Origin of the sequence: Cronobacter dublinensis subsp. dublinensis LMG 23823, assembly GCF_001277235.1 — a bacterium.
Taxonomy (GTDB): Bacteria; Pseudomonadota; Gammaproteobacteria; order Enterobacterales; family Enterobacteriaceae; genus Cronobacter; species Cronobacter dublinensis.
On sequence record NZ_CP012266.1, the window covers coordinates 80,869 to 103,405 of the forward strand.

The window sequence follows — 22,537 nt, forward strand, 5'->3', positions numbered from 1 at the left end:
ATGGAACCACAAGCCACCGGCAGCGATGCCATTCTTTCCGGCGCCAGCAGTAATAATCCGCTGGTCGCGGCGGCCAACCCGCTGCTTAACGCGATCCCGCAGATTCGTCATTCTGTATCGCATGAAGATCAGGCCGGGCTGCGTCAGCGTCTGATTGACGAGATCCGCCGCTTTGAAGTGCGCTGCCAGCAGGCGGCGCTGCCTTACGAAGTCATCGTCGGCGCGCGCTACTGTCTGTGTACGGCGCTCGATGAAGCCGCGGCGCTGACCCCGTGGGGGAGCCGCGGCGTCTGGTCTGGCAGCGGTCTGCTGGTGACGTTCCACAACGAAACCTGGGGCGGTGAGAAATTCTTCCAGCTGCTGGCGCGACTGTCGCAAAACCCGCGTGAGCACATCTTCCTGCTGGAGATGATCAACTACTGCCTGCTGCTCGGTTTTGAAGGGCGCTACCGCGTCATGGACAACGGCCGCACACAGCTTGAGACCATCAAACAGCGCCTGTGGCAGATGATCCGCAGCGTGCGCGGCAGCTACCCGCCGCCGCTCTCGCCGCACCCGGAAGATCAGCCGGTCATGCGCAAGCTCTGGCGTCCTGTGGTGCCGCTGTGGGCCTGCGTGGCGCTGGCCGGTTTCCTGGCCTGCCTGTTCTTTATCGTGCTCAACTGGCGGCTTGGCGACAGCACCAGCCCGGTGCTGGCGAAGATTTACCAGACGCCGCTGCCGGAAGTCACCGTCCAGCAGCCCGCGCGCCAGGCGCCGCCGGTGCTTAACCTGCGCGGGTTCCTGCGTCCGGAAATTGACGCGGGCCTGGTGGCGGTGCGCGACGAAGCCGATCGCAGCGTCGTTATCCTCAAAGGCGACGGCCTGTTCGCGTCAGCCTCGACCGTGGTGCGCGACCGTTACGAATCGGTTATCGACCGCGTGGCGCAGGCGATGAACAACGTCAGCGGAAAAATCCTCGTGGTGGGTTACAGCGACAACGTGCCTATCCGCAGCGCGCGTTTCGCCTCGAACTACGAGCTGTCGCTCTCGCGCGCCGAATCGGTACAGAAAATGCTCCAGGCGCACCTCGCCGACCCGAGCCGCGTCAGAGCGCAGGGCCGCGGTGAGATGGACCCTATCGCTCCGAACAATACGCCGGAAAACCGCGCCCGCAACCGCCGTGTAGAGATTACTCTGCTGGTGTCGCCGGATAACACCCTGGCCGAGCTGAACGGATTGCCGCAAGGAAACTAAGGATGCTGAATATTCTCCTTTCAATAGTGACCAACCGCATCTTGTGGGGGTTCATGGGCGTTACCGCGCTGTCGGCGGTCGTCTGGATGATAGGGCCGCTGCTGTCCATCGTCGACAGTCGCCCGCTGGAGTCGGAAACCAACCGTATCATCAGCATTGCGCTTATCTACCTGATCTGGGTGCATAGCCACATCGTGCCGCGGCTTTACAACGCCTGGCTGAACCGCAAGCTGATGGACAAACTCAACGACGGGAAACCGGCGGAAGAGGGCGGGGATTTCAAACGCCTGGGCAACGACGATCAGGTGCTGGCGGACCGTTTCGACGAAGCCGCGCAGATCCTGAAAAAAGCGCACTTCAACGCGCCCGGCCAGCGCGGCCAGTGGACGCAGCGCTTCAGCACGCAATATCTCTATCAGCTGCCGTGGTATGTGATTATCGGCGCGCCCGGCTCCGGGAAAACCACGGCGCTGGTTAACTCCGGCCTGCAATTCCCGCTGGCGGATCGCTTCGGTAAAACAGCGCTGCGCGGCATCGGCGGCACCCGTAACTGCGACTGGTGGTTTACTAACGAGGCGGTGCTGCTTGATACCGCAGGCCGTTACACCACTCAGGAGAGCGAGCAGGCGCAGGACGCGGGCGAATGGCTGCGTTTTGTCGATCTGCTGCGTAAGTATCGTCGTCGCCAGCCGATTAACGGCGTCATCATCACGATCAGCGTCTCCGACCTGCTGACCCAGTCAGCCGAGGCGACGCAACAGCAGGCCGTCAACCTGCGCCAGCGTCTGGCGGAGCTGCATGAGCAGCTCGGCATTCGCTTCCCGGTTTACGTGCTCGTCACCAAAGCGGACCTGCTGAAAGGCTTTCGTTCTTACTTCGGGCGCTTTGATAAAGCGCAGCGCGATCAGATCTGGGGCTTCACGTTCCCGTGGGATCGTTCAAAGCAGGCCGATTTCGACCTGCTGGGGGCGTTCACGCAGGAGTTCGCGCTGCTGCAACAGCGTCTGGACGCGGGCCTGCCGGATACCCTGCTGGCGGAAAGCGACCCGAAAGCGCGCGCCGAATGTTATCTGTTCCCGCAGGAGTTCGCGGCGCTGCGTCCGCTGCTGGCGGATTACCTCAGCACCGTGTTTGCGCGCTCCAACTTTGAAACCGAATTCTCGCCGCGCGGTATTTATCTCGCGAGCGGCACCCAGGAAGGGCTGCCGTTTGACCGCGTGATGGGCGAGCTCAACCGCGCGCTGTCGCTGCCGACAGGCGGTAAAGAAGGCGACAACTGGGATTCGGTCAGCAAAGAGGCGCCGATCCCCGGTGGCAAAGGGCAGAGCTTCTTTATTAAAAACCTGCTCCAGAATGTGATTTTCCAGGAAGCGGGCATCGCCGGTCAGAACCGCTGGTGGGAACTGCGCAACCGCGCGGTGATTTGGTCTGGCTATGCGGCGCTCACCGCGCTGTTAGTGGTTCTCGGCGGCCTGTGGTTTACCAGCTACGGCAACAACAAAGAGTACCTCGCGGAAGTGGACGGCAAAGTCCCGGGCGTCGAGCGTCAGAGCAAGGCGCTGCAAACCACGACCGGGCGCGATCTCTTCAGTATGCTGCCGTTCTTCAACAGTTTGGTTGACCTGCCGAAGAGCAAAGCGTTTGATCTGAACTCGCCGCCGGTGACGTATCGCATGGGGCTGTATCGCGGCGATGACGTGAACGACGCCTCGCAGGCGCTCTACCAGAAAGCGCTGCAGGAGATGCTGATGCCCGCCGTGGCGCAGCTCATCACCGGCTGGGTGCGCAGCGATAACGGCAGCGACGTGGAATACAGCTACGAAGCGCTGAAGGCGTACCAGATGCTCTACCAGCCGAAGCATTACGACGGCAAATTCCTGCACTCCTGGGTGATGCTCAACCTTGAGCGCAACCTGCCGCAGAACGTCACTCAGGCGCAGCTGAATCAGCTCGAATGGCACCTGACGCAGTTGCTGGAGCCGCAAATCCAGACCTCGCCGTATGCCAAAGACGAGTCGCTGATTAGCCGCCAGCAGGCGATGATCAACCAGAAGCCGCTGTCGCTGCGCGTGTATGGCCGCCTTAAGCGTCTGCTGGAGCGCGACGAGAACTTAAAGCCGGTGTCGCTGGCGACCCTCGGCGGCCCGCAGAGCGAGCTGGTCTTTTCGCGTAAAAGCGGCAAGCCGGTAAGTGATGGCGTGCCGGGGCTCTATACCCCGAAAGGCTACTGGGAAAGCTTTAACGGTCAGATAGATAACGTCACCGCCTCGCTTCATGACGACGACGCCTGGGTGCTGGGCCTCACCACCGCGCAGGAAGATAAAGAGCAGACCGACAACGCGGTGCGCCAGCTCTATATGCGCGATTTTATCAGCCAGTGGGACAGCTACCTGGCGGATATCCAGCTCAATAACAGCGCCGACCTGAACCAGCGCATCAACTCCGCGCGCGTCCTCTCCAGCAGCAACTCGCCGCTGCGTCGCCTGGTGATGAACTTAAGCCAGGTGCTGACGCTCTCCCGCGCCGAGCCGCAGGCGGGCGAAGCGCAGGCGAAAGAGCAGGGCAACCGCGCCACCCGCACGCTGGAAGCGCTATTCAGCGACCGCGAAAGCGGGGCGACGACCGCCGCCGCCGCGCCGCAAACGCCGGAACAAGTGGTGACCGATCACTACGCGCCAATCATCGAACTGGCGCAGCCGCTGGAGAAAGGCGGCAAAGCCATCGTGTTTGATGACTTTATCAAGCAGATCGATGAGCTCTACCGTTACCTGACCGCCGTGCAGGACGCCGCGAACAGCGGTATGCCGCCGCCGGGGGGCGAGGCAATTAGCCGCTTACAGGCCAGCGCAGGGCGTCTGCCGGGCGGGCTGCAAAACATGTTCAGCCGCATGGCCGTCGGTGCCAGCAGCGATACCCAGCAGCGCGAACTGGAAAACGTGCGTAAGCGTATCAGCGTGGAAGTTGGCAGCTTCTGCCGCCAGGCGATCGCGGGCCGTTATCCGCTGGTGCGCTCCGCCAGCAGCGAAGTGACGCCGGACGATCTGGCGCGCATGTTTGCGCCGGGCACGGGCCTGATGGACAGCTTCTTTCGCGACAACCTGACCAACAAAGTCGACACCACCCAGCAGCGCTGGCGCTTTACGCCGGGTATCGACGGGAAAACGCTGCCGGGCAGCGAAGGGGTGCTGCGTCCGTTCCAGCAGGCGCAATACATTCGCGACGCGTTCTTCGCCAATGGCGCGACGACACCGTCCTACCGCGTGACGGTGCGCACCGTGCGCATGGATAACGACATTCTGACGCTGTCGCTGGACGTTGATGGTCAGCTGCTGCGTTACAGCCACGGCCCGCAGGCGGTGCAGCTGATGAGCTGGCCGGGCAGCGGCGGCACGAATCAGGTGCGCATGCAGCTTGGTCTTGCCAATGGCACCACCTCGACGCTTGTCACTAACGGTGCCTGGGCGCTGAACCGCTTTTTCGATCGCGCCCGCATTGCGCCGGGCGCAGGAAGCCTGAGCCGCCAGGCGACGTTTTCGGTTGACGGACACAGCGTGACGCTGGAATTCACGCCGAACAGTATCCGCAACCCATTCCAGCTCCCTGGCTTCGCATGCCCTTAACCGCAAGGAACGGATAATGAGTCATTACCCTGCGATTAGCTGGTACGGGAAACTGCCCAGTGCCGGCGACTTTCTCCAGCGCCGTTTTCCGGATGCCCTGCAACGCCAGTGGTCGCACTGGTTTCAGGTCGGGCTGCTGAACTGGCAAAAAGAGGACGAACAGCGCGACACGGGCAACCGCCAGTTTGCGAGCGCGCCGGTCTGGAACTTCGTGGTGCCTCCGATGCTCGGCAGTCAGCAGGTGCAGATGGGCTGTCTGATGCCGGGGCGCGACAGCGTCGGGCGTCAGTATCCGCTTCTTGCGACGGTGGCGTTCAGCCCCGCCGAGTGGACGCCGCAGCATCTGGCGATGGCGGAGGCCTGGTATCAGCAACTCGGGCGCATACTGCATCACGCGGTGCGTAACGCCTTCTCCGCCGAGCAGCTCGACCAGGCGGTGCTGGCCATTCCGTCACCGGCGCTGCCGGCCCCGGAGAATCGCTCGGAAATTCTCGATGTCATCGGCTATGAAGAGACGCCGGTGACGCTGAGCTGGCGGCAGGCGGCGGAGTGTTTCGACCCGCAGCGCCAGACCAGCTTCTGGTGGACCAACCGCAGCGACGGTTATCCGCTCTACACGCACGTTCACAGCGGCAATTTTACCGGGCAGCTCTTTTCGCTGTTGTTTGATCCGGCGGGCGGTGCGCGTCCGGGTCGCCACGGGCTCTACCCGCCCATGTTCGAATAAGGCAGTTCGATGGATATTGAAACCCTTCTCGCTCCGGTGAGCCCGGAGCAGCCGTGCGGCGACAACCTGGAGTACGACGCCGACTATCAGGCGATGGAACAGGCAAGTCAGGGCAAAGCGGAACAGCAGTTTGGCGACACCATTATTCCGGCAGAGCCGGCGGACTGGACTAAAGTTGAAAAGCTGGCCCTGGCGCTGCTTGAGCGCACCAAAGATTTGCGCGTCATGCTGGCGCTCACCCACGCGTGGACCAAACGCCGCGGGCTGCCGGGCTACGCCGACGGGCTGTTGCTTATCCAGGAAGCGCTGGCGCGCTACTGGGAGCCGCTCTATCCGCTGCTGGAAGAGTACGGCGAAAAAGATCCGTTCTACCGTATTAACGCGCTGGCGGGGCTCGGCGATAAATCCGCGCTGACCAGCACGCTGCGCGGCGCTACCTTGCTGCGCAGCAGCGGTGATGAAATTACGCTGCGCGACGCGCAGTCGCTGCTGGATAACAGCAAAAGCGAATGCGCAGGCTATCCGGGCGGCCGTCCGCGGCTGGTGGATGAACTCGCGCGCGGCGACCAGCCGGGCGTCGAGGCGATACTGCAAATTCATGAGCGTCTGGAAACCATTCGCACCACGCTGGTCAGCCACCTCGGCGAAAGCGGCGTGCCGGAGATGGAGCAGCTCCAGAAGCTCACCAGCATTGTGGCGCTGGCCTGTCAGCCCGGCGGCGCATCCGCGCCGCAGGCGGTAGAAGAAACCCAGACGCAGGCGGAAAACGCGCCTGCCGCCGTCAGCGCAGGCGCGCCGGCGCGCGTGGTGGAAACCGACTGGCGTAACGTGCAGCTGCAAACGCGCGACGACGCCCAGTTGATGCTTGAGAAAGTGAAGCAATATTTTGCCCGGCATGAGCCGAGCCATCCCGCGCCGCTGATGATTGAGCGCGTGCAGCGACTGATTGAAATGAATTTCATGGATCTTATTCGCGACCTGGCGCCCGACGGCGTGCATCAGGTGGAAAACATTATCGGACGCCGCGACTAACGGCGTTTCTCTATACGGCGGCAGGCATGAGGCCCGTCGCCCGAAATTCACCGCGCATCTTTGATGGAGAACATCATGCCAATGAGTAACAGTGGGCAGAAATTTATCGCCCGTAACCGCGCGCCGCGCGTGCAGATCGAGTACGACGTGGAAATCTACGGCGCGGAACGCAAAATTCAGCTCCCGTTCGTAATGGGCGTGTTTGCTGACCTGGTCGGGAAGCCGGTCGATCCGCAGCCTGCGGTAGACGAGCGTAAATTCCTTGAAATTGACATCGATAACTTCGATGAGCGTATGAAAGCGCTCAAGCCGCGCGTGGCATTCCAGGTGGACAACACCCTGACCGGCGAAGGCAAACTGAGCATCGATCTTACTTTCGACAGCATGGACGACTTCCTGCCGGACGCCGTCGCACGTAAGGTCGAGCCGCTGAACAAGCTGCTGGAAGCCCGTACCCAGCTCTCTAACCTGCTGACCTACATGGACGGTAAAAACGGCGCCGAAGAGCTTATCGCGAAAGTGCTTCAGGATCCGACGCTGCTCAAATCGCTGAGCCAGATGCCGAAAAATGACGATGGCACGAAAGGTAACGAGGAGTAATCGATGAGCAATCCTTCTCAACAGCAAGAGCTGCAATCGCAGCAGGCGTTCAGCCAGGACGAATTCAGCGCGCTGCTCAGCAAAGAGTTCCGCCCGAAAACCGACCAGGCCCGTTCGGCCGTTGAAAACGCGGTGAAAACCCTGGCGCAGCAGGCGCTGGAAAACACCGTTACCTTCTCGAACGACACCTACCGCACCATTCAGAACCTGATTGCCGGTATCGACGAGAAGCTGTCTCAGCAGGTTAACCAGATTATTCACCACGACGAGTTCCAGAAGCTGGAAAGCGCCTGGCGTGGCCTGAACTATCTGGTCAACAACACTGAAACGGACGAGATGCTCAAAATCCGCTTTATGAGCATCACCAAGCAGGAGCTGGGCCGCACCCTGAAACGCTTTAAGGGCGTGGGCTGGGACCAGAGCCCTATCTTCAAAAAAATCTACGAAGAAGAGTATGGCCAGTTCGGCGGCGAGCCGTTCGGCTGCCTGGTGGGCGACTACTACTTCGACCACAGCCCGCAGGATGTTGAACTGCTGAGCGAAATGGCGCGCATCGGCGCGGCGGCGCACTGCCCGTTCATCACCGGCACCGCGCCGAGCGTGATGCAGATGGAATCCTGGCAGGAGCTGGCGAACCCGCGCGACCTGACCAAAATCTTCCAGAACACCGAGTACGCTGCCTGGCGCAGCCTGCGCGAGTCTGAAGACGCGCGCTACCTGGGCCTGGTGATGCCGCGCTTCCTGTCGCGTCTGCCGTATGGCATTCGCACCAACCCGGTGGACAGCTTCGACTTCGAAGAAGAGACCGACGGCGCGAACCACGCCAACTACAACTGGTCCAACGCGGCCTACGCGATGGCGGCCAACATCAACCGTTCCTTTAAAGAGTACGGCTGGTGTACCTCGATTCGCGGCGTGGAATCGGGCGGCGCGGTGGAAAACCTGCCGTGTCACACCTTCCCGAGCGACGACGGCGGCGTGGACATGAAGTGCCCGACCGAAATCGCCATCAGCGACCGTCGTGAAGCGGAACTGGCGAAAAACGGCTTTATGCCGCTGATCCACCGCAAAAACTCCGACTTCGCCGCCTTTATCGGCGCGCAGTCGCTGCAAAAACCGGCGGAGTACCACGATCCGGACGCTACCGCGAACGCCCGTCTGGCGGCGCGTCTGCCGTACCTGTTCGCCTGCTGCCGTTTCGCGCACTACCTCAAGTGCATCGTTCGCGACAAGATTGGTTCTTTCCGCGAGCGCGACGAAATGGAACGCTGGCTGAACGACTGGGTCATGAACTACGTGGACGGCGACCCGGCGAACTCCTCTCAGGAAACCAAATCCCGTAAGCCGCTGGCGGCTGCCGAGGTGCAGGTTCAGGAGATCGAGGACAACCCGGGTTACTACGCGGCCAAGTTCTTCCTGCGTCCGCACTACCAGCTGGAAGGCCTGACTGTTTCTCTGCGTCTGGTCTCCAAACTGCCGTCGCTGAAGAGCAACGAGGCGTAAGTCTGGTTCAGGCCGTAAGGGTGCTCCTTACGGCCTGGCACTGACTTCGCAATCACAGGGAGACGTGATGAAAATGCTTAAGATACTGGCTGTCGGTTTGCTGGCGTGGTCGACACTGGCAGGCGCGCAGACCACCGTCTATGAATATCCACGGGCAGAGGATTTTCCCGAGGACGGCATAACGTTTTTCACGCGCGACCCGGCGCTGCTAAACGCCTTTGACAACCATCTGTCCGCCGCGCGTTTTTTTACGGCATGGAGCAACAGGCAGAACGAGCGCGAGCGTATCAAAGCCGATATGTATTTCATCGGCGTGATGGATGCGACCGAAGGCATATTATGGTGCCCTGAACGACCGTCGAAACCCGGCACGTTGCGCAGTATCGCCTACGACTATTTTGATAAAGCATCGCCTGAGCGGCTTAAAAACGCACAAGCCAAAACGCTTATCGTTGAGGCGTTAAAAGAAAATCATGCCTGTAAGTAAACGCTCATGAAAATCCCTTTTTCGCTGTTGCTGTTTATCTGCACAAGCGCGTTAGCGAATTCTGCTCAGGAGTCAGCCGCGTTTTATAAGGTCTTACCTTATAAACAGGTTTTTAAAGACATGGTGCTGGCCCGCTGTCTGGCGCAGGTTTCCACTGATGACAGCGCTTTTAGTACCGATGCGGGCTTCAGCGCTTATGCCTTAATGCAATGGATCCCTTTAGACATCGACACAGGGAATGAAAAGGTCAATGCGCTCATCCTGAAATATCGCGACCAGCGAAATGGTTTTTCGCCGGAAGCATTAGCAGGGCGTTCTATTAAGGGCGTGACGCTTAACTGTTTGCGCCTCTATCACAGCCCGGCACTGGAACAGTTAAGTAAGGAAGTCCTTATTGGTGATTCGAGCCAGAGCTGGATGCAAGACAATCCCTCCTGGTAGCGCGAGCGGACCTTTAAGGAAATAACGAATAAGGACATTCATGAAAGGTTCTGTTTTTGTTCTGGCATGCGTGCTGAGTGCAGTCATGCTGAGTGCGCCGGTGCTGGCAGGAGTATGGGTTATCGACCCCGACGAGAGTCAGAAAAACCGGTTTGATCCAGACAGAGGCAACGTGACAGGCGAGCAACTCTTAAACGCCTGGAATGACAGAGCAGATAACGAAGCCTCGCTACAGGCGCAAATCTATTTGCTGGGTCTGTTTGATGCGACAGAAGGCATGGGCTGGTGCAAAAGTAAAACCACGATGCCTTCCGCGCTTCGCGAATGGACTTACGGTTACTTTAAAAAATTACCGCCCGAACGGCTTAAAGAGAAAGCCAGCGTGCTGATGCTCGAAGCGCTAAAGCACTATTTCCCTTGTCGCAATAACGCTGACAAATAAGACCGTTATATCAGCAGTAATCAATCACCTATTTTAGCGGCTCGCGTTGGGCGGGCCGCTGAGATCGCCTGACGGAATAAACATGCTGTCAGGCTGAGAGGCAGAGGTAAAATATGGATGGTTTTATTCAGCCCCATGCTTTCCTGTTTGCCATATTAAGCGCTTTTTCGAAAGCAATAATCGTCATTAACGAAGAGTAGATATTATGGCTATTGATATGTTCCTGAAAGTAGACGGTGTAACCGGCGAATCTAAAGATTCCAACCACACCGGCTGGACCGACATCACCTCTTTTTCCTGGGGCGCATCCCAGCCGGGTAACATGAGCGTGGGCGGCGGCGGCGGTGCCGGTAAAGTGAATTTCAACGATCTGCACGTTAACGCGCTGATCGACAAATCCACCACCGCTATCCTGAAGCACTGCTCCAGCGGTAAGCACCTGACCAAAGTTGAGCTGTCTGTCTGCAAAGCTGGCGGCCAGCAGGTTGAATACGCGCGCATCACCCTGGAAGACGTGCTGGTAACGTCCGTACAGTACACCGGCGCAGACAACGGCGACACCGTAGGTGTTACCTATGCATTCCAGGCTGCTAAAGTGAAACAGCAGTACTGGGAGCAGACGTCTTCTGGTGGTAAAGGCGCAGAAACCAGCGCTGGCTGGAACATCAAAGAAAACAAAGAAGCGTAATCATAGTGAGCCCGTAAGGGCTCACTTTACCTTTTACAGGGCGCAGGGATGGCGACGAGATTTACCTTGTCACCGTATGGCAGCCAGTCAGGCGAGCCGATGACCCTCGCAAAGGGTATCGATTTTATTCATAGCGACGAACTGGCCGCGCTCATTCGTCGTTATAAAGGTCAGCCGGACAGGTAAACGGGCCGCGAGAAGGACGCTCATCATGTTAAAAACATCCATCGCGGCGTTGTCCGTTCTGGCGTTCTCTTTCCACGCCGCGCTGGCGCAGCCGCTGGCGTCCATCAGCGAAGTGTCCCAGCCGCAGAGGTTTACCCAGTGGGTGCAAAGCCGCTGCATCGCCAGTATCGCAGACAGCGCCGCGCTGAAAGCGGACGCTAACGCCAGCGCCGCTGCCTGGCTGGAAGCGAGCGAGTTACCGGTTGAGGCGTTTAACGCGGCGGATACCGTTATCGCGCAGGCGCTGAAAACGCGCGTCGGCGGAACGGCGAAAACCGATTACCGCGTGCTGAAATGCGCGTTGATTGCGCAAAGTACGGATGTCCAGGCGCTGTATCAGCAATTCGCGCGGCAGAAGGCGCAGTGAGTCACGGCGGGCGTGAGGATAGCTTACCCGCCCGACATTCTTTCATAAGCAGTGATGATGTTAATAGCGCTGATATACCTATTATCAATAGAATAAACCCGTCCGGTTGTGAGGCGCGAGGCTTAACGACAGGCAGTCACGGGCGGCGCGCAGGCGCGGCTCTGTTCCTTAGCTCTCAAACGTCGGGCGTCTGATGAGACCCGCGACGTTTGAGCGCTAATAACCCCAGGCAGGAATACGCTATGCGATTCACGATTATCACCAATAAGCCCGGCCACCAGCCTCCTCAGAGCAGCTGTGACTTCTACCCGCCGGGCGGCACGATTGGCCGTGGTACGGATAATAATCTGGTACTGCCGGACGACGAAAGAACGATTTCCCGACTGCAGGCGATTGTCCATATCTCCGCCGACGGCGAGTGCCGCATTACCAACCGCGGCAACGTCACCCGTGTCGTGCTGAACGATATTCCCCTGGAGCGCGGCCGTCAGGTTGAGTTACAGGATGGCGACGTGCTGGGCATCGATGAATATCGCGTGCAGGTCAGCGATCTGGCGCTGAACGCGCAGCCGGTCATCGCCATGGCCGCGCCGAAACCGAACGTCGCGCCGCAGCCGCAGGTGCAACCGCAGGCCGCTCAGCCAGCCAAAGCCGCGCAGGCGCAGCCGTCGTCGCCGTCGAACGCGGGCGCACAGGAGCCGACCGCGGTGCCGACCGAAATCTGGGACAGCCTGATGGAGGAGTTTTCAATCTCCGACAGCATCAGCCAGGGGCAGAGCCAGAGCCAGACCGCGCGCCCGAAAGCGCCGGAAGCGCAGCCGTTCAACCCGTTCAACGCCCCGAAAGAGGCGGACCGCAACCCGGAAGATCCGCTGGCGCACTTCACCGGCGGCGGCAACGAGCCGCTGTTCGGCAATGAAAGGGTTAACCCGGACAGCCTGTTCAAAGACGACACGCCGTTCGATAAAGACAGCATTTTTAATGATGTGACGCCGACCACGCTGGTGCCGCCGTCTGACAATCGTCAGGCCGCGAAACCGCAGGCGCCGCATGAAGAGAACGAAGAAGAGCTCGATCCGCTGGCGCTGTTCGGCGGCGTGGGCTCGACGCCGGTTCAGAGCCGCAGCGACGATCCGCTCGGCCTGATGATGGGTGGCGCGGTGCCGCTGACGCCGCCGGATGAACTCTCCGCAGGCGCGGCCCCGCTGACGCCGCCGCCATCCGTGACACCGGACGTGGAGCCTGTAAAACCGCAGACGCCGCCGGAAAAACCGCAGCCGGAGATGACCTCGCCGCTGGCGCCGAACGCGGACGATAATCTGGATCTGGCCTCGCTCGCCGGTTCGCCGCTGTTCCCGGAGGAAGTGCCGGAAGAACCGCCGGTCACGCGGGTGGAAGTGCAGCCGGAGCCGCCGGAAGTTCAGGATTACGCGGGCATTACGCTGCCGACGCCGCAGACCGTGGCGCGCAGTACCGCGCAGACGCCGAAAGGCCGCCTGCGCATCGACCCGGTGCAGTCGCCGAGCCAGGGTGGCGTGCCAACCGCCTCCAACGGCGACGTGCTGAACGGCGAACTGCTGGAAGCGCTGCTTGAGGGCATGGGCCTTGGCGAGCTGCAACCGACGCCGCAGTTCGACCGCGACAATATGCGCCAGCTCGGCCAGATGCTCAGTATGTTCTCGCAGGGCACCGTGGCGCTGCTCTCCTCGCGCTCCATTCTCAAGCGCGGCGTGAAAGCCGATATGACGATGGTGCTCGACGACGCCAACAACCCGTTCAAGCTGCTGCCGTCCGGTAAAACCGTGCTGATGCAGATGTTCGGCACCCGTATGCCAGGCTTTATGCCGCCGAAAAAATCGGTGCGCGACGCGCTTATCGATCTCCAGGCGCACCAGCTCGGGATGATAGCCGGTATCCGCGCCATTATCGCCGCCATGCTGCAATCCTTTAACCCGGAGCAGCTGGAAGAAGAGGCGCGTCGCGACGGCGTGGTCTCCCGCCTGGCGCTGCCGGCGAGCCGCAAAGCGGCGCTGTGGGACTATTTTGTCCGTCACTACAGCGATACCGCGGGCGAAATCGAGGACGATTTCCATACGCTGTTTGGCGAAGCCTTCCTGCACGCTTATGACATGGAAGTGAATCAATACAAAGACTCACAAAGCGGATCGGAAGAAGAATGAATATCAGCACGGCTTCACTCTCCAGACAGGGAGAGCGCGCCAGCAACCAGGATCAGACGGGAGAGAGCGTTGGCGAACGCGCCGCCTGCTTCGTGGTGTGCGACGGGATAGCCGGCCTGCCGGGTGGCGACGTCGCCGCGGCGCTTGCGCGCAACGCCATTCTCTCGCGTTTTGACGGGGAGCAGCATCTCAACGCGCAGTACATTCGCGAGTACGTGAACCAGGCCAACAAGGCTATCCGCGCCGAGCAGAAGGCGGTGCAGGATTATCACCGCATGGGCACGACGCTGGTGAGCCTGTTTATCGACCGCGATTATCATCTGGCCTACTGGGCGCACGCGGGCGACAGCCGCCTGTATCTGTTTCGTCGCGGCTGGCTCTATCACGTCACCACCGATCACAGCCTGGTGCAGCAGATGAAAGACGCAGGTCACCAGACGGAAGGGGTGAACGGCAACCTGCTGTACTTCGCGCTCGGCATGGGCGATGAAGGCCGCGAGCCGAGCTACAGCGACGTGGTGCCCATTGAAGACGGCGACGCGTTTTTACTCTGCACCGACGGCTTCTGGCACGGTGTGAGCGAAGAGCAGATGAAAAAATCCCTTCATATGGTGAATACTCCAGATGAATGGCTCACTTTGATGAATCAAATACTGTTGAAAAATGGTGAGCAGGGGCATGATAAGCAGGATAATTACAGCGCCGTTGCGGTCTGGGTAGGATCGCCCCAGGAGACGACGCTGCTGCATACGCTCTCTGACGCGGCGCAGTTTTTCCCCCTTCGAGATTAAAGGCTAACAAGGACTTTTATGAAACTTTGGCTTCCGGGTCTGGCTCTGCTTGCGGCGTCATCCAGCGTCTGGGCAGATAATTACCGTATCGTTCAGTCAAATACCCTGAAACTGGATGTCTGGGTAGACAACATTAAAGACAACACGCCGCAAAGCTGGTGCGGCCCTGAGCTGCCGCTGCGCATCGTCAGCAGCGGCGACAAAACGCCGAAGGTGCTGGAAAACTTTATGCCGCGTCTGGGTTCGCTGCTGGAAAGCCAGTGCGGCAAACTGAAAACGGTTCGCTGGCAGATGATAGACACCCAGGGCAAACCGCTGGCGCACGGCACGGCCACCAAAAGCGGTGACTGGAACCCGGTCGTGACGCCCGCCGCCGCGCCGGAGCAGAACCTGACTGAAACCACCACCGCTGCGACATCGACGCCTGCCGAGACGCTGCCGCAGGGCCGCCCGGAAGACCTTTCGCCGCCTGCGGACCGCACCCCGTGGCTGGAATTTAACCTCCAGGACGGCTGCCACCTGCGCACCTTCTGGAAAGGTGGTGCCGACGCGCAGGCCCTGTTTATTCCGGCAAAAGACGACGGCATCTGCGAAAAAGGCGGCTGGCTGAATGGCCGCAGCGAAGTCACCCAGATGGGCGAAGCGGGCGAGAAAAAAGTCGCGGTAACCTTCGTGCACGGCTTCCCGATTGTCGGCATTAACGCCAGCGTCGACGCCGATCGCCTGCTTATCACCAGCGTTAACAACGAGCGCATGGTGGTCAGCGATGGCCGCTCCGCCCAGAGCTGGATGATCCTGCCTTATAACAGCGAGCAGAACGTCTGGCAGGCGCAGGGCACCGTCGCGGTAGAGATCTCCCGCGAGCAGGCCAGCGACGACGCGCGTCTGCGCGCGCGCCTCGATGAAGTTCGCAAAGTCTGGTCCGCGTATCTGGCACCGGGCGCTACGCTCAATATTCTGCTGGTCGAAGCGCTGCACCCGCAGCTGCGCGACCCTGCGGCGGGCGCTTACCGCGCGCTGTAATTACCGTTAACCGCCAGGAGCCGTTATGAATACGCTGTATCAACAACTGGCCGGCGCGAGCGTCAGCGACGCGCTGACCCGTCTTGAGGGCGATATCAAAGCCCAGCCGGGCAACGCCGATCGCCGCGCCGCGTTTGTGCAGTTTCTCTGCCTCAACGCCAACTGGACCCGCGCGCTGACGCAACTGAAAAGCTGGGCCGCGCTGGCCCCGCAGGCGCAGCCTACCGTGACGCTGCTGCAACAGGCTATCGAAGGCGAGCAGCAGCGCGCCGAGGTGATGGCGGGCCGCGCGCGTCCGCGTATGCCGGGCGAACAGTGGCCGTGGCTGGATCTGCTGCTGCAGGCGCTGGCCGAAACCGACCCGGCGCGCGCCAGCGAATTGCGCAGCGAGGCGCTGGAACAGGCCGAGGCCAATCCGGGCGAGCTGACGCTTGCGACGGGTGATGAAAGCGAGCCGGGCGAACCGGTGCGCTTCGACTGGCTGATGGACGGCGACGCCCGTCTGGGGCCGGTGTGCGAGCTTATCGTCAACGGCAACTACTTCTGGGTGCCGTTCAGCGCTATCGCCTCCATTCGCTTCCAGGCTCCGGCGAGCGTCACCGATCTGGTATGGCGTCACGCGATGGTTCAGCTGGTGGACGGCACCGAACAGGTCTGCCAGATCCCGGCGCGTTACCCGCTGGAAACCGGCGCGGAAGATCGCTTCCTGCTGGCACGCACCACCGAGTGGCAGCCGCTGGACGCCGAAGGCATTCACTATCTCGGCGCGGGTCAGAAAGTCTGGCTGAGCGGCGAACAGGAGTTCGCGCTGCTGACGCTGGATATGCTCGCATTCGGGCTGCCGGACGACGCCGCGCATGAATAAACCGTATCAGGACGACAGCGGCGATATACTGCGCCACGGCTACCGTTCGCGCCGCAACGCCGCAACCATCAGCGCGCGCGACAAAATGCAGCCGTCGCTGCTCGACCGCCTGACCGACGACGCGCCGGACAAGCGCCAGGAGCCGGCGAACAGCAATCTCGTCTCCCACAGCGCGCTGCGCCGCCATGTTCTGCGCGATTTGCAGTGGCTGTTTAACACTATCAACAACGAAGCGCAGCAGGATCTCAGCCGGGTGGACCACGTGCGCCGCTCGGTCTGGAACTTCGGCGTGTCGCCGCTCGCGGGCCAGCGGATGTCGGAAATCGAATGGACCGACATTCAGCAGCGGCTCACCGAGGCGATTCTGAACTTCGAGCCGCGCATCATGCCGCAGGGCTTACAGGTGCGCTGCGTCTGCGATACCAAATCGCTCGACCTGCACAACGTATTATCGATTGAGATCAAAGGCCGCCTGTGGTGCGTGCCCTGGCCGCTGGAATTTCTGTTCCGCACCAATGTGGATCTGGAAAACGGCCATTTTGAGCTGAAAGACGCGGGGTAAACATGGACAGTAAACTGCTCGAATACTACAACCGAGAGCTGGCGTATCTGCGCGAAATGGGCGCGGAGTTCGCCGAACGCTACCCGAAAGTGGCGGGCAGGCTCGGTATGCGCGGGATAGAAGTCGCGGACCCGTACGTCGAGCGCCTGATGGAAGGCTTCGCCTTTCTCACCTCCCGCGTACAACTCAAAATGGACGCCGAGTTTCCGCGTTTCTCCCAGCGTCTGCTGGAGATGCTCGCGCCTAACTACCTGGCGCCGACGCCCTCGATGGCCATCGCCGAGCTGCACCCGGACAGCGCCAAAGGGGATCTGAGCAACGGGTTCGTGGTGCCGCGCGGCACCATGATGGACAGCCAGCTTCTGAAAAAGAACGGCGTCACCTGTAGCTACGCCACGGCGCACGACGTTCGGCTGCTGCCGCTGCACATCAGTCTGGTGGAGCTTGGCGGCGTACCGGCGGATGCGCCGTTAAGCCAGCTTGGGTTAAGCCAGCGCGGCGCGGTCAGCGCCCTGCGCGTGCGTATCGCCTGCGACGGCCCGGTATTGCTTAACCATCTCGATTTTGACCGCCTCGATTTCTTCCTGAGCGGTCCGGATATTCAGGCGCTGCAATTGCTGGAGCTCCTGATGGAGCACCGCGTCGGCATCTTCTGCCAGACCGTCGGCCCGAAACCGGCGCGCGTGGTGCTTGGCGACGACGCGCTGCGTCAGGAGGGCTTTGAGGCCGACCAGGCGCTGTTGCCAGACGATCTGCGCAACTTCGACGGCTACCGCCTGTTGCAGGAATATTTCGCCTTCCCGGCGCGCTTCCAGTTCTTGAGCCTGAGCGGCATCAAGAAACTGCTGGCCCAGAGCGGCCAGGCGAACGCGTTCGATATCATCATTCTGCTGGATAAAACCGACACGCCGCTGGAGCGCGTGGTGGATAAAAGCCACCTTGCGATGCACTGCACGCCGGTTATCAACCTGTTCCCAAAAATCGCCGAGCGTCAGAAACTTACTGAAGGCTTAAGCGAATATCACCTGGTGGTGGATAACATCCGCCCGCTCGATTACGAGATTTTCTCGGTCAGTAAAATTTACGCCAGCGAAGACGGCCAGCGCGACGATCAGGTGTTTCGCCCGTTCTGGAGCACCTGGAGCCGCGACGGCGGCAACTACGGCGCGTATTTCTCGCTGCGCCGCGAACAGCGCGCGCTGTCGGAACACGCGCTGCGCTACGGCACGCGTACCGGCTATGTCGGCTCGGAGGCGTTTGTCTCGCTGGTGGATGCAAGCCACGCGCCGTGGCGCGACGAGCTGCGCTATATCACCGCGGAAGTGATGTGCACCAGCCGTGACCTGCCGCTGATGCTGGCGCAGGATATGGGCCAGTTCGTCCTGCCGGATTCCATGCCGGTGCGTGCGCTTACCATGCGCAAAGGGCCGACGCCGCCGCGCCCGGCGCTGGCGGAAGGCTTCAGCACCTGGCGGCTTATCAGCCAGCTGCAAATGAACTATTTAAGCCTGATGGACGCCGAAGACGGCGAGGGCGCCGCGGCGCTGCGTCAGCTGCTCGGGCTGTACGCGCGTCTTGCGGAGGCGCCCGTGGCGCGCCAGATCGACGGCATTCGCCACTGCGTGCTGGAGCCGGTACACCGGCGCGTACCGGAGCCGGGGCCGATTGTCTTCGCGCGCGGGGTCGGGATTTCGATGACCGTCGACGAACAGGCGTTTTCCGGCTCCAGCCCGTGGCTGCTTGGCAGCGTGCTGGAGCGCGTCTTCGCGCGGCTGGTCTCCATGAACAGCTTTACCGAATTCACCCTCAAGAGCCAGCAGCGCGGCGACGTCGGCTACTGGGGGCCGCGGATGGGTAAAAGGGCGTTGTTATGAGTGAGACGCTGCCACAGAACGCGCCGGTAAAACGCGCGTCCCGGCTGCCGGAGGGCTACTGGCAACAGATGATGGCGGCGCCCTGGCGCTACGACCTGTTCCATATGCTGCGCCGTCTCGACGCGCAGGGCGGCGAGCGTTACCGTTTAGGCCGCGCGCCGCTGCCGCGTTTTGAGCCGCTGCGTATCGGTCAGCAACCGTCGATGGCGTTCGCGCCGTCCACGCTTGCGACCGTAAAGCCGCGCGAGAATACGCCGCTATACGATGTGTCGATTTTAAGTTTCGGTCTGTTTGGCCCGAACGGCCCGCTGCCGGTACACCTTACCGAATATGCGCGCGAGCGGCTGTATCATCATCAGGATGACAGCATGAGCGCCTTCGCGGACCTGTTCCACCACCGCCTGACGCTGCTGTTTTACCGCGCCTGGGCCGACGCCCAGCCGACCGCGTCGCTCGACCGCCCCGACGGGCCGCGCATCGAAAAATATCTCGCCTCGCTTATCGGCATGGGCCAGCCGGGGCAGATGGAAAAGGGCAGTCTGAGCCATCACGCCCGCTATTCGCTGCTCGGCCACCTGACGCGCAACGGGCGCGACGCCGAGGGGCTTGAGAAGATCCTGCGCCACTACTTCCGCGTGCCGGTGAACATTGTGCAGAACATCCCGCAGTGGATGCCGCTGACCGAGCGAGAAAAAGCGCGGCTCGGCGCGGGCCGCCGGTTGCCGCGTCTGGGTGAAGCGGCGTTTCTGGGCGTGGCGGTGCGCGACGTACAGCATAAATTCCGCATTGAAATCGGCCCGCTGGATGAAGAGACGTACCAGCGTTTTCTGCCCGGCGAGCCGTGGGTCGCGGAGCTGCGCGACTGGGTGCGCCAGTATATGGGCATTGAGTACGAGTGGGAGGTGCGCGTCATCCTGCGCGCCGACGCGGTAAAAGGCGTCACGCCGGGCGGCACTGGCCGCCTGGGCTACAGCGCCTGGCTTGGCAAACAGCCCACGCCGCAACCCCGCGGCGATCTGGTTTTTCGCCCGGAAAGATAATCACCCCTTGCCCCGTTTTTTCTCTGAAATCTTCGGGGTGAGGCGGAATAAAATTTAACGCATGTTCGCCTGCGTTTTTCTGAAAAAAACCGGGCGTAAAGTAAGCCAGACACCAGAATTCATGCCTGTCCTGTCATCCGCCTTTTCCTGAACGGAAACTGGCCGGGGAGGGCATTGTTATCTGACACACACTTCATCATCTTCAAACGGAACCGATCATGTCAGAAATCAGCCGTGCCGTACTGTTCGGCAAACTGGATACGCTGTTGTTTACCTCGCTGGAAAGCGCCACCTCCTTCTGCAAGCTGCGCGGCAACCCGTATGTGGAGCTGGCGCACTGGCTGCATCAGCTGATGCAGCAGCAGGACGGCGACTTACAACATCTGATCCGCCATTTTTCACTGGATGAAGAGGCGCTGAGCCGGGATATCGTGGCGGCGCTGGATCGCCTGCCGCGCGGCGCGAGTTCCGTTTCCGATCTCTCGGAGCATATCGACAGCGCGGTTGAGCGCGCGTGGGTGTATGGCTCGCTGAAATTCGGCGTGACGCGCATTCGCGGCGGGCATCTGCTGATCGGCATTCTGAAAACCTTTAACCTCGCGAATGTGCTGAAAGGCATCTCCAGCCAGTTCAACCGCATCAGCGCCGATCTGCTGGTGGAGCAGTTCGACGCCATTTTCTCGGGCAGCAAAGAGGCCCAGCAGGCGGTCGCGGCCGCCCCTGACGCCGCCGGCAGCGCGCCGGTGCAGCAGGGGACGCTGGCGCAGTACGGCCAGGATCTCACCGCGCGTGCGCGCGAAGGCAAAATCGACCCGGTTGTCGGGCGTGATGAAGAGATCCGCCAGATGGTGGATATCCTGATGCGTCGTCGTCAGAACAACCCGCTGCTGACCGGCGAGGCGGGCGTGGGTAAAACCGCGGTCGTCGAAGGGCTCGCGCTGCGTATCGCCGCAGGCGACGTACCGGAGCCGCTGCAAAACGTTCAGCTGTGGCTTCTGGATATCGGGATGTTGCAGGCGGGCGCAGGCATGAAGGGCGAGTTCGAAGCGCGCCTGCAGGGGCTGATTAACGAAGTGCAGTCCAGCGCCACGCCGATTGTGCTGTTTATCGATGAAATCCACACGCTTATCGGCGCAGGCGGCCAGCAGGGTACCGGCGACGCCGCCAACCTGCTGAAACCGGCGCTGGCACGCGGCCAGCTGCGTACCATCGGCGCGACCACCTGGGCGGAATATAAAAAATACATTGAGAAAGACCCGGCGCTGACCCGCCGCTTCCAGACCGTGCAGGTGCACGAGCCGGACGAAGAAAAAGCCGTGCTGATGCTGCGCAGCACCGTATCACCGCTCGAAAAACATCACCGCGTGCTGCTGCTCGATGAAGCGGTCAGCGCGGCGGTGAAACTGTCTCACCGTTACATCCCCGCGCGTCAGCTGCCGGATAAAGCCGTCGCGCTGCTGGATACCGCCTGCGCCCGCGTTGCCGTCAGCCAGAGCGCGCCGCCGCCGCAGTTAGAAGATTGCCTGCACCGTATCGCGGCGCTGGATGTCGAAGCGGAAATCGCCGAGCGCGAAGCCCGTGTCGCCGTGGGCGACAGCGATCGCGTGGCGCGTCTGAAAGCCGAGCGTGACGCGCTGGAAGCCGAACGCGACGCGCTCACCGCCCGCTGGGAAGAAGAGCGTGCGCTGGTGGATGCCATCATCGCCCTGCGCGCCGAGCTGCATATGGCTGATGAAGAAGCCCAGCCTGCGCTGCGTGAGACGCTGGCGGAGCGCCAGAACGCGCTCGCAGCCGTTCAGGGCGACGCGCCGCTGCTGTTCGCCGCGGTGGACGCCAACGTGGTGGCGGCCGTGGTTTCCGACTGGACCGGCATCCCGCTGGGCCGCATGGTGAAAAACGAAATCGACGCGGTGCTGAACCTCGCCGACACGCTGAACCAGCGCGTCATCGGCCAGCGTCATGGGCTTGAGCTTATCGCTAAACGCGTGCGCACCTCCCGCGCGCGTCTCGATGACCCGAACAAACCGGTCGGCGTGTTTATGCTCTGCGGGCCTTCCGGCGTCGGTAAAACCGAAACCGCGCTGGCGCTGGCCGAGTCGCTGTACGGCGGTGAGCAGAACGTCATTACCATCAACATGAGCGAGTTCCAGGAAGCGCACACCGTCTCGACGCTCAAAGGCGCGCCTCCGGGCTACGTGGGTTACGGCGAAGGCGGTGTACTGACCGAAGCAGTTCGTCGTCGTCCTTACAGCGTAGTACTGCTCGATGAAATCGAAAAAGCGCACCCGGATGTGCATGAGATTTTCTTCCAGGTGTTCGATAAAGGCTGGATGGAAGATGGCGAAGGCCGCCATATCGACTTCCGTAATACGATTATCATTCTGACCTCGAACGTCGGGACCGATCTTATCAGCGCCATGTGCGCCGACCCGGAGCTGATGCCGGAGCCGGATGCGCTGAGCGGCGCGCTGCGTCAGCCGCTTTTGCAGGTTTTTCCGCCTGCACTGCTGGGCCGATTGCTGGTTGTGCCGTATTATCCGTTAAGCGACGCGATGCTGGCCGAGATTGTGAAATTGCAGCTTAAGCGGATCCAGCGTCGTCTTTCGGAAAATCACGGTATTATTTCCGAATTCGACGACAGCGTGATTACCCAGATTGTGGCGCGTTGCACCGAGGTGGAGTCCGGCGGCCGTATGGTCGATGCGATTCTTACCAACACCCTGCTGCCGCAGATGAGCCAGATATTGCTCACCGCCAGCGCGCAAGACGAGAAATATCGCCGTCTGCGCGTCACCTTTGAGCAGGGTGAGTTTCAGTGTCAGTTTGCGGCGTAA

The 22,537-nt window shown here is 61.1% G+C and carries 20 protein-coding genes; all 20 read left to right on the top strand.

The annotated features are described in order from the left end of the window. The 20 genes from AFK67_RS00415 to tssH all read left to right on the top strand — a co-directional run bounded on the left by AFK67_RS00415 (position 1) and on the right by tssH (position 22,537). On the top strand, positions 1–1,236 hold the full coding sequence (locus AFK67_RS00415; RefSeq protein ID WP_007729426.1) for a DotU family type VI secretion system protein: 1,236 nt from the start codon (positions 1–3) through the stop codon (positions 1,234–1,236). 2 nt (positions 1,237–1,238) lie between these two features. Next, the gene (gene tssM / locus AFK67_RS00420) at positions 1,239–4,856 is read left to right on the top strand and encodes a type VI secretion system membrane subunit TssM (RefSeq protein WP_007729427.1); all 3,618 of its coding nucleotides are present in this window, start codon (positions 1,239–1,241) and stop codon (positions 4,854–4,856) included. Positions 4,857–4,872: 16 nt separating this feature from the next. After that, on the top strand, positions 4,873–5,583 hold the full coding sequence (gene tagF, locus AFK67_RS00425) for a type VI secretion system-associated protein TagF (RefSeq protein WP_007729428.1): 711 nt from the start codon (positions 4,873–4,875) through the stop codon (positions 5,581–5,583). Positions 5,584–5,592: 9 nt separating this feature from the next. Then, positions 5,593–6,615 carry a type VI secretion system protein TssA gene (gene tssA / locus AFK67_RS00430; RefSeq protein ID WP_038884281.1) on the top strand — a complete coding sequence of 341 codons (1,023 nt, stop codon included), beginning with the start codon at positions 5,593–5,595 and terminating at the stop codon, positions 6,613–6,615. A 75-nt stretch (positions 6,616–6,690) separates the two neighbouring features. After that, entirely contained in the window at positions 6,691–7,215 is a 525-nt protein-coding gene (gene tssB, locus AFK67_RS00435) for a type VI secretion system contractile sheath small subunit (RefSeq protein ID WP_007713494.1), read from the top strand. A gap of 3 nt (positions 7,216–7,218) precedes the next feature. Beyond that, positions 7,219–8,718, top strand: a complete 1,500-nt coding sequence (tssC, locus tag AFK67_RS00440) for a type VI secretion system contractile sheath large subunit (RefSeq protein WP_007713493.1) — start codon at positions 7,219–7,221, stop codon at positions 8,716–8,718. A gap of 67 nt (positions 8,719–8,785) precedes the next feature. Continuing rightward, positions 8,786–9,205: a Rap1a/Tai family immunity protein gene (locus AFK67_RS00445; RefSeq protein WP_038884277.1), complete on the top strand. Its 420-nt coding sequence runs from the start codon at positions 8,786–8,788 to the stop codon at positions 9,203–9,205. A 6-nt stretch (positions 9,206–9,211) separates the two neighbouring features. Beyond that, on the top strand, positions 9,212–9,646 hold the full coding sequence (locus AFK67_RS00450; protein WP_007713491.1) for a T6SS amidase immunity protein Tai4 family protein: 435 nt from the start codon (positions 9,212–9,214) through the stop codon (positions 9,644–9,646). Between the two features lie 40 nt (positions 9,647–9,686). Next, positions 9,687–10,088: a Rap1a/Tai family immunity protein gene (locus AFK67_RS00455; protein WP_007713489.1), complete on the top strand. Its 402-nt coding sequence runs from the start codon at positions 9,687–9,689 to the stop codon at positions 10,086–10,088. A 205-nt stretch (positions 10,089–10,293) separates the two neighbouring features. Further along, positions 10,294–10,776 (top strand): Hcp family type VI secretion system effector, encoded by a 483-nt coding sequence (locus tag AFK67_RS00460; protein ID WP_007713486.1) that lies wholly within the window; start codon positions 10,294–10,296, stop codon positions 10,774–10,776. Positions 10,777–10,824: 48 nt separating this feature from the next. Continuing rightward, positions 10,825–10,962 carry a hypothetical protein gene (locus AFK67_RS00465; protein WP_007713483.1) on the top strand — a complete coding sequence of 46 codons (138 nt, stop codon included), beginning with the start codon at positions 10,825–10,827 and terminating at the stop codon, positions 10,960–10,962. Positions 10,963–10,987: 25 nt separating this feature from the next. Then, complete coding sequence (locus AFK67_RS00470) at positions 10,988–11,368, top strand: T6SS amidase immunity protein Tai4 family protein (RefSeq protein ID WP_007713471.1); 381 nt, start codon at positions 10,988–10,990, stop codon at positions 11,366–11,368. 242 nt (positions 11,369–11,610) lie between these two features. Next, positions 11,611–13,548 carry a type VI secretion system-associated FHA domain protein TagH gene (gene tagH / locus AFK67_RS00475; RefSeq protein WP_038884274.1) on the top strand — a complete coding sequence of 646 codons (1,938 nt, stop codon included), beginning with the start codon at positions 11,611–11,613 and terminating at the stop codon, positions 13,546–13,548. Then, a complete protein-coding gene (locus tag AFK67_RS00480) occupies positions 13,545–14,339 on the top strand; it encodes a PP2C family protein-serine/threonine phosphatase (RefSeq protein WP_007713466.1) in 795 nt (264 codons plus the stop codon). The genes tagH and AFK67_RS00480 overlap by 4 nt, the downstream gene beginning before the upstream one ends. Positions 14,340–14,357: 18 nt before the next feature. Beyond that, entirely contained in the window at positions 14,358–15,362 is a 1,005-nt protein-coding gene (locus AFK67_RS00485; protein WP_038884272.1) for a hypothetical protein, read from the top strand. A 25-nt stretch (positions 15,363–15,387) separates the two neighbouring features. After that, complete coding sequence (locus AFK67_RS00490; RefSeq protein WP_007713457.1) at positions 15,388–16,227, top strand: type VI secretion system accessory protein TagJ; 840 nt, start codon at positions 15,388–15,390, stop codon at positions 16,225–16,227. Next, positions 16,220–16,789 carry a type VI secretion system baseplate subunit TssE gene (gene tssE, locus AFK67_RS00495; protein WP_007713455.1) on the top strand — a complete coding sequence of 190 codons (570 nt, stop codon included), beginning with the start codon at positions 16,220–16,222 and terminating at the stop codon, positions 16,787–16,789. The genes AFK67_RS00490 and tssE overlap by 8 nt, the downstream gene beginning before the upstream one ends. Before the next feature lie 2 nt (positions 16,790–16,791). Beyond that, entirely contained in the window at positions 16,792–18,663 is a 1,872-nt protein-coding gene (tssF, locus tag AFK67_RS00500; protein ID WP_038884269.1) for a type VI secretion system baseplate subunit TssF, read from the top strand. Further along, positions 18,660–19,703: a type VI secretion system baseplate subunit TssG gene (gene tssG / locus AFK67_RS00505; RefSeq protein ID WP_007713450.1), complete on the top strand. Its 1,044-nt coding sequence runs from the start codon at positions 18,660–18,662 to the stop codon at positions 19,701–19,703. Before tssF ends, tssG begins: the two co-directional genes overlap by 4 nt. 218 nt (positions 19,704–19,921) lie before the next feature. Continuing rightward, positions 19,922–22,537: a type VI secretion system ATPase TssH gene (gene tssH, locus AFK67_RS00510; RefSeq protein ID WP_038875648.1), complete on the top strand. Its 2,616-nt coding sequence runs from the start codon at positions 19,922–19,924 to the stop codon at positions 22,535–22,537.